This is a genomic window from Albidovulum sp., assembly GCF_049646345.1.
GTDB lineage: Bacteria > Pseudomonadota > Alphaproteobacteria > Rhodobacterales > Rhodobacteraceae > Albidovulum.
Window position 1 is genome coordinate 1 of record NZ_JBARVQ010000718.1, and the last position, 4,092, is coordinate 4,092.

5 protein-coding genes are annotated in these 4,092 nt (G+C 61.3%); 4 read left to right on the plus strand and 1 reads right to left on the minus strand.

Annotation, left to right across the window (positions count from 1 at the left end):
- Positions 1–2: 2 nt before the first annotated feature.
- Entirely contained in the window at positions 3–452 is a 450-nt protein-coding gene (locus WBB85_RS18695) for a disulfide bond formation protein B (protein ID WP_432640102.1), read from the plus strand.
- Between the two features lie 40 nt (positions 453–492).
- On the opposite strand, the gene WBB85_RS18700 is transcribed toward WBB85_RS18695, so the two are convergent.
- The gene (locus tag WBB85_RS18700; RefSeq protein WP_432640106.1) at positions 493–924 is read right to left on the minus strand and encodes an Lrp/AsnC family transcriptional regulator; all 432 of its coding nucleotides are present in this window, start codon (positions 922–924) and stop codon (positions 493–495) included.
- Positions 925–1,045: 121 nt separating this feature from the next.
- Between WBB85_RS18700 and rocF the strand changes: the two genes are divergently transcribed.
- The 3 genes from rocF to guaA all read left to right on the plus strand — a co-directional run.
- A complete protein-coding gene (rocF, locus tag WBB85_RS18705) occupies positions 1,046–1,972 on the plus strand; it encodes an arginase (RefSeq protein WP_432640103.1) in 927 nt (308 codons plus the stop codon).
- On the plus strand, positions 1,972–3,015 hold the full coding sequence (locus WBB85_RS18710; protein WP_432640104.1) for an ornithine cyclodeaminase: 1,044 nt from the start codon (positions 1,972–1,974) through the stop codon (positions 3,013–3,015). Before rocF ends, WBB85_RS18710 begins: the two co-directional genes overlap by 1 nt.
- A 103-nt stretch (positions 3,016–3,118) precedes the next feature.
- On the plus strand, positions 3,119–4,092 hold a 974-nt coding region (gene guaA, locus WBB85_RS18715; protein ID WP_432640105.1), incomplete at its 3' end, for a glutamine-hydrolyzing GMP synthase.

Consider the following 4,092-nt stretch of genomic DNA (forward strand, 5'->3'; position numbering starts at 1 on the left):
GACTGTGCCTGATTGCCGCTTCCGGATCGGCCGCGCTGCTGATCGGCGCGTTTTTCTTCCAATGGCTTGGCTATGCGCCGTGCAAACTTTGCCTCTGGCAGCGCTGGCCGCATGGCGCGGCGATCGCGTTCGGCGCTGCGGCACTGATTTTCGGCTGGCGCTGGCTTCCGTTTGCGGGGGCGATGGCTGCGGCCGCAACCGGTGCGCTCGGCATCTATCATACCGGCGTTGAAAAGGGCTGGTGGCAAGGGCCCACCACCTGTACGTCAGGTGGCGATCTCGGCGGATCGGCCGAGGATCTGCTCAACCAGATCATGGATGCCCCGCTGATCCGCTGCGATGAGGTAGCCTGGGCTTTTGCAGGGCTCTCGATGGCGACGTGGAATGCGATCCTGTCATTTGCTCTGGCCTTGATCTGGATCGCTGCCGCCCGCAGGACGAACGGTTTTTAGGAAAAATCGTCCCGAATTTCGTGACGAAATTCGAGGCCCGTTATCGACGCCCGCCCCTGCGTGTTGTCAGCAACAGACTTGTCTCGCTTCCCGTCACGCCTTCGTAATTTCGCACCCGGGCCAGAACCGCGTCCAGTTCTTCGAGCGTTCTGGTGCCGATTTCAGCAATGAGGTCCCAGCGGCCATTGGTCGAATGCACCGCTGTCACCTCCGGCAGACCAGTCAGCCGGGCGACGATCCGCTCGGTGCCCCTGCCCTCGATCGAGATCATCATGAGACCCCGCACCGGCATCGCGCTGACATCGCCGCGCGTCAGCACTGTGAAGCCTTGTATTTCACCGCGCCGTTGCAGCCGTTCCATTCGCGCCGTCACCGTCCCGCGCGCCAATCCTAGCTGGGCCGCGAGGTCCGAGAGTGACGCCCTGCCATCGCGTTTGAGGGCAGAGATCAACGCCTGATCGGTTTCATCCAGATTGCTCATTCTTAATCCCTATATGCGCAATCTACTGCGCAAATAGATCATATCAACTCTTTGAAGTGACGCAATCTGATTGAAATCTAGGCATGTTCGATTCCCGATAACTGGATCCGCCATGAAACCGACCTGCATCCTGATCGGCGCGCCGATTGATACCGGACAGAAACGACAAGGCTGCCTGATGGGCCCCGATGCCTACCGCGTTGCGGGCCTGGCCAACAGCCTGGAGGAGCTTGGCCATCCGGTGATCGACCGGGGCAATGTCGTCCTGCCGCCGCTCGGTCCGGCCAGTTGTACCAACCAGGCCGTTCATCATCTGGCTGAAACCATTGGCTGGACAACTGCTTTGGCCAAGGCCGGCGAAGACGCAATGGCCGAAGGGCTGCCGATTTTTCTCGGGGGTGATCATTCGCTGTCGCTCGGCTCGGTCGCCGGTGCGGCGGCCTTTGCCCAAAAGGCGGGCCGCCCGCTATTCGTACTCTGGCTCGATGCGCATTCAGACTATCACACACCGCTCACAACCCAATCCGGCAACCTGCATGGCACTCCGGTCGCCTATATTGCCGGGCGCGAAGGGTTCGATGCTTTTCCGCCCTTCCCCGCTCCCGTCCCGGCGGACCGTATCTGCCTTTACGGCATCCGCTCGGTTGATCGCGCCGAACATGTGGGCCTTCTGGAAACCGACATGACCGTCTGCGACATGCGTGTTCTGGACGAACGCGGTATCGTCGCCCCCTTGCGCGAATTCCTCGACAAGGTGCGCGGCGAAGACGGCCTTCTCCATGTCTCGCTCGATGTCGACTTCCTCGACCCCGACATCGCGCCTGCCGTCGGAACCACCGTTCCCGGCGGTACCACCTTCCGCGAGGCGCATCTGGTGATGGAGTATCTGCATGAAAGCGGGCTTGTCACCTCGCTTGACCTTGTCGAACTCAACCCCTTCCTCGATGAACGCGGGCGAACCGCGAAACTGATGGTGGAGCTTGTCGGCTCCCTCATGGGCCGGAAGGTCTTCGACCGCCCGACACGGAGTTTCGGTTAATGTCCCTGAATATTGTTCCTTTTGTCAGCGTTGACAATATGATGAAGCTTGTCCTTCATCTTGGCCCCGAACGCGTGATGACCGAGATCGCCGCCTTTATCGAGGCCGATTTCAAGCGCTGGGAAAGCTTCGACAAGACGCCGCGCGTTGCCTCGCATTCAGATGTCGGCGTGATTGAACTCATGCCCACCTCGGACGGTGAGATGTATGGGTTCAAATATGTGAACGGCCACCCCAAGAACACCAAGGAAGGGTTGCAGACAGTCACCGCCTTCGGCCTGCTGGCGGAGGTCAATACCGGCTATCCGATCCTGCTGACCGAAATGACGATCCTGACGGCGCTCAGGACCGCCGCAATGTCGGCACTGGCAGCAAAACACCTCGCCCCCAAAGGTGCCACGACAATGGCAATGATCGGCAATGGCGCGCAGGCCGAGTTTCAGGCGTTGGCGTTCAAGGCAATCTGCGGCATCGACACTGTCCGGCTTTACGATATCGACCCGGCGGCCACTGCGAAATGCGCCCGCAACCTCGCAGCATCAGGGCTCGGCATCACAGTCTGCACCAGCGCCGAGGCGGCGATGGAGGGCGCGGGCATCGTCACCACCTGCACCGCTGACAAACAGTTGGCCACAATCCTGACCGACAACATGGTCGGCAGCGGGGTTCACATCAATGCGGTCGGCGGTGATTGCCCCGGCAAGACCGAACTGCACAAGGATATCCTCCTGCGCGCGCAAATCTTCGTCGAATACCCGCCCCAGACCCGGATCGAGGGCGAGATCCAGCAGTTGGACGCCGACCATCCGGTGACCGAGCTCTGGCAGGTCATGACCGGCACCGCGACAGGCCGCAGTGATCCGCGCCAGATCACGCTCTTCGATTCAGTCGGCTTCGCGATCGAAGACTTCTCGGCCCTGCGCTACATCCACGATCAGCTCCGGACCCTGCCCTACAGCGAACCTCTGGACATGATTGCTGACCCCGACGATCCGCGCGATCTTTATGGCATGTTGCTCCGCGCCAAGGCAAAGGCCGCCTGACCCTTTCATCTTGGCCAAAATACCTCGGGGGTGCGGGGGCAGCGCCCCCGCTTTGCGCGTTCGCACCCTTGCGCCTTTTCCGAACTGGCGATAATCCCCGGCCATGACACATGCGCATCAACGTCTTCTGATCATCGACTTCGGCAGCCAGGTCACCCAGCTTATCGCGCGGCGCCTGCGGGAACTGAACGTCTATTGCGAAATTCACCCATTCAACCGGGTGGATGAGACCTTTCTGAAGGATTTCAGCCCCAGGGCCGTGATCTTTTCCGGCGGCCCGTCTTCGGTCTTCGCCGACGGCGCGCCGATGCCGCCTGCGGGCGTCTTCGATCTTGGCGTGCCGATCCTCGGCATCTGCTATGGCCAGCAGGTGATGATGCATTGCCTCGGCGGCCGCGTCGAACGCGGCCATGGCACCGCCGAGTTTGGCCGCGCCTATGTCACGCCGAAGGATGCCAACCTGCCGCTGCTTGATGGCTGGTTCGCGGATGGGCGTGAACAGGTCTGGATGAGCCATGGCGACCATGTCAGCCAGATCGCGCCGGGGTTCGAGGTCTACGGCACCTCGCCCAACGCACCCTTCGCCATCACCGCCGACACCGCGCGCAATTTCTACGCCGTCCAGTTCCATCCCGAAGTGCACCACACGCCGAAAGGCGCAAAGCTCTATGAGAACTTCGTGCGCCTCTCGGGCTTCACTGGCGACTGGACGATGGCCTCCTACAAGGACGACGCGATTGCAAAGATCCGGGCCCAGGTTGGCGACAAACAGGTGATCTGCGGCCTTTCGGGCGGCGTCGACAGTTCCGTCGCCGCGATCCTGATCCATGAGGCCATTGGCGACCAGCTCACCTGTGTCTTCGTCGATCACGGGCTGTTGCGCCTCAACGAGGCCGATGAAGTGGTCGCCATGTTCCGCGACCACTACAATATCCCGCTGGTCCATGCCGATGAGGCAGACCTGTTCCTCGGCGCGCTCGAAGGCGTCTCGGACCCCGAGGTCAAGCGAAAGACCATCGGCAAGCTCTTTATCGACGTCTTCCAGCGCGAGGCGAACAAGATCGAAGGCGCGGAGTT

Excerpts from the sequence above, each read along its gene's own strand:
- rocF (WP_432640103.1), top strand. The coding sequence starts at position 1,046 with ATGAAACCGACCTGCATCCTGATCGGCGCGCCGATTGATACCGGACAG.
- WBB85_RS18710 (WP_432640104.1), top strand. The coding sequence starts at position 1,972 with ATGTCCCTGAATATTGTTCCTTTTGTCAGCGTTGACAATATGATGAAG.